At 68.2% G+C, this 3,302-nt stretch carries 4 protein-coding genes; 1 reads left to right on the top strand and 3 read right to left on the bottom strand.

Annotated elements, in window-relative coordinates; all coding sequences use genetic code 11:
• Window positions 1-131: 131 nt before the first annotated feature.
• Window positions 132-434, bottom strand: coding sequence for a hypothetical protein (locus AC08OX_RS16355; RefSeq protein WP_476608612.1), 303 nt, complete (start codon window positions 432-434; stop codon window positions 132-134).
• 263 nt (window positions 435-697) lie between these two features.
• Between AC08OX_RS16355 and AC08OX_RS16350 the strand changes: the two genes are divergently transcribed.
• Window positions 698-949, top strand: a complete 252-nt coding sequence (locus tag AC08OX_RS16350; protein WP_476608611.1) for a hypothetical protein — start codon at window positions 698-700, stop codon at window positions 947-949.
• Window positions 950-991: 42 nt separating this feature from the next.
• Here AC08OX_RS16350 and AC08OX_RS16345 read toward each other — a convergent pair whose 3' ends face one another.
• Window positions 992-1,333 (bottom strand): STAS domain-containing protein, encoded by a 342-nt coding sequence (locus AC08OX_RS16345; protein WP_476608610.1) that lies wholly within the window; start codon window positions 1,331-1,333, stop codon window positions 992-994.
• A 93-nt stretch (window positions 1,334-1,426) separates the two neighbouring features.
• Window positions 1,427-3,097 (bottom strand): glucose-6-phosphate isomerase, encoded by a 1,671-nt coding sequence (gene pgi, locus AC08OX_RS16340; protein WP_476608609.1) that lies wholly within the window; start codon window positions 3,095-3,097, stop codon window positions 1,427-1,429.
• Window positions 3,098-3,302 lie beyond the last annotated feature (205 nt).

The following is a 3,302-nucleotide window of genomic DNA, read 5'->3' as shown; positions in this document are numbered from 1 at the left end:
GCCCTACACCAGCACCTCCTCGACATCCTCGGCGTCGACCCCACCCGACCACCATGATCGACAGCCGGGCCGGTCAACGCATCGAAACCCCATGTGCGGAAGACAGGGCTAGCGGGGGTCCGCGCCCGCGCTCAGCGCAGCAGTCCGCGCAGCCGCGCCTGTTCCTGCAACCAGTACATCTCCTGCGCCCACAACCGCAGCCGCTCGACGGCGGCGAGCTCGCCGGCCAGAGCCTGCGCCACGGACGGCCGGCTCAGTACCGCAACGCCGACGGGCGCCCACGGCCAGGCGGCCTCCTCCTCGCAGGCTCGCTGGTAGGCGGCCCGCCGCAGGGCTATCTCGGCGAGGGCGAAATCGATCTGCTCGGAGAGCAGGTCGAGACGCGCGAGCAGGTCCGCGTCACGAACCCACGGACGGCCGCTATAAGCGGGCAATGGAGCGGGCCGCGCAGACATGTTGGGGGAAGGGTACGAGCCCGCGGACACCGGGAACAACACGCATCCCGGAACAGACCTCTGAGCTGCGGTTCATTCTTCCAGCCGGCCGGAATCGGCGGCCCCCTCGGGGAGAACCCGGTGGACACCCGAGTCGGGTGAGACGACTGTCGGGACGTGAGCAACGCAGGTCCGAGGGTAACGCCTACGGTACGGCGTCCATGGTGCCGATCAGATCCGTAAGCCAGCCTGGGGGTCTTTCGGTGAGTCTCACACCACCCGTCCTGCTGATGGTGCTCGGTTTTCCACTCTTCGTAATGGCGGGGATGCTCATGATGGGCGGAATCGAGAAACGTCTGATCGGCTCCCGCGGGTTGCTCTCCCTGGTCACCGAGGACGGCACCGCCTCGGTGGGTGACTCCGGACCAGCCGGTGCACGACCGTCACCCAGCGCACCCGCCACCCTCAGCGCACCCGCGTCATCGGGCGATCGGACGTCACCGCTCATTGGCTGAGCCGTCTCCCAGCCCGCTGGATGCGGACAGTCGAGGGGGCGCTCAGCGGCGGCGGGATCCCCCACCGACCCGCAGCCGACCGTCGAGACCGGCCTCCCGCAACAACGCGGCGAACGCCGGTGTGGGTGCCTGGATCTCCAGACATGAGTGCACCCGGCGGAGCAGCAGATCGGCGCGGAGCAGAGCGGCGAGCCCCGGGATGTCGATCGAGCGTAGGCCCGCGACATCCACCGTGACCGTCCCCCCGCCCCGGCCGAGATGCTCGCCGATCTGCTCACGGAACCGGAGCCGCCCGGCCGTGTCGAGTTCCCCGGCGAGTTCGATGAGCACGTCCTCGCCTGTCCGCCGCACGGACATCCGCAAGGCTCCAGCATCCACCCGCATGACTTCCACCCCCCGATGTCGTCACCGCGCGGGGCCACCCCCAATCGATTACGCAGAGTAACATGCCTCGGTTGGCTGGATCCCCGGCGGGCGTCAGCCGGCCCGCAGACGCTTGATCAGAGCGTTCGTCGAGCTGTCATGCCCCAGCTCCGGTTCCTGCTCGGACCCGAGTTCCGGAATGATCCGACCGGCCAGCACCTTGCCGAGCTCCACGCCCCACTGGTCGAAACTGTTGATCCCCCAGATGACCCCCTGGGTGAACACCTTGTGCTCGTACAGTGCGATCAGCTGACCGAGGGTGAACGGAGTCAGCTTCTGGGCCAGCAGGGTGTTCGAGGGTCGATTACCCGGGAAGGTCCGATGAGCAACGAGGTCCGGCGTGACACCCTCGGCGGCCACCTCCGCGGCTGTCCGGCCGAACGCGAGGGCCTCTGTCTGCGCCAGGAAGTTGGCCAGCAGCAGGGCGTGCTGGTCCACCCCGGCGCCATCCGCCGTGCCCACCCCGGGATGGTTCGGCCGGACGAAGCCGATGAAATCGGCCGGAACGATCGTCGTCCCCTGGTGCAGGAGCTGGTAGTACGCATGCTGTCCGTTCGTGCCGGGAGTCCCCCAGACGATCGGTCCGGTCGGCGTCGACACGGGCCGCCCGGTGAGATCGACCGACTTCCCATTGCTCTCCATGTCCAACTGCTGGAGATAAGCCGGGAATCGGCCCAGGTAGTGGCTGTACGGCAGCACCGCGTGCGTCGCTGTACCGAAGAAGTCGCGGTACCACAGGCCGATCAGACCGAGCAGAACCGGAAGGTTCCGCTCGAACGGAGCCGTCCGGAAGTGCGTGTCCATAGCGGCGAAACCGGCGAGGAACTCCCGGAAGTTCGGCGGCCCGATCGCGATCATCAGCGAGAGGCCGATCGCGCAGTCCACCGAGTACCGGCCGCCCACCCAGTCCCAGAACTCGAACATGTTCACGGTGTCGATACCGAACTCGGCGACCTTCTCGGCATTCGTGGAGACCGCGACGAAGTGCCGGGAAACGGCGTCCTCGCCGAGCAGGCCGGTGAGCCAGGACCGTGCGGCCCGCGCGTTAGAGATCGTTTCCAGGGTGGTGAACGTCTTGGACGAGACGATGAACAGGGTGCTGGCCGGATCGAGATCGGCGGTGGCCTCCCAGATGTCGGTGGGGTCGACGTTGGAGACGAACCGGACTTCGATCGACCGGTCGGCATAGCCGCGCAGGGCGTCGTAGGCCATGGCGGGTCCCAGGTCGGAGCCGCCGATGCCGATGTTGACCACCGTCCGGATCCGCTCACCGGTGGCCCCCAGCCAGTCCCCCGACCGCACCCGGTCGGCGAATTGGGACATCGCGTCGAGCACCCGGTGCACGTCGGGGACGACGTCGACGCCATCCACCTCGATCCGGGTTCCGGCCGGGGCGCGCAACGCCACGTGCAACACCGGTCGGTTCTCGGTGACGTTGATTCTCTCGCCCCGGAACATCGCCTCGATCCGGTCCGCCAGCCCGGCGCGCCGGGCCAGCGCGGTCAGCAACTCGACGGTGCGCGCGGTCAGCCGGTTCTTGGAGTAGTCAAGATAGAGTCCGTCCGATTCGGCGGCGAACGTCTCGCCACGCCGGGGATCGGCGGCGAACAGATCCCGCAGGGACACCTCGGAGATCTCGCGCAGATGCGCGGTGAGCGCCGCCCATTCCTCGGTCGCGGTGATGTCCAGCGGAGCCACCGGGGCAGCGGGCTCGGTTGTCGACATGACGTGGGATGCCCTTCCTCGCAGGTTCAACGTGTGCCGCAGTGCCCATCATCCGCACTGCGGCAGCGGCGACGCTCGTCAGCCCCGTCGGCATGCCCGTGTCGCCGATCCGGCGCGCCGGATCGGCCGGCCGGGGGTAGGGAATGGGGGGTCAGGACCGTAGGATCACCAGGAACCCGACGAAGGGCGTCATTGCAGGCCAGTG

This window comes from Frankia sp. CoBUL1 (assembly GCF_978021245.1).
Note: the sequence above shows the minus strand (reverse complement) of the source record. Positions and strands in the feature narration are given on the sequence as shown.

Bases quoted from the DNA above. Each gene is read 5' to 3' on its own strand.
- AC08OX_RS16345 (WP_476608610.1), bottom strand. From the start codon at position 1,333: ATGCGGGTGGATGCTGGAGCCTTGCGGATGTCCGTGCGGCGGACAGGC.
- pgi (WP_476608609.1), bottom strand. From the start codon at position 3,097: ATGTCGACAACCGAGCCCGCTGCCCCGGTGGCTCCGCTGGACATCACC.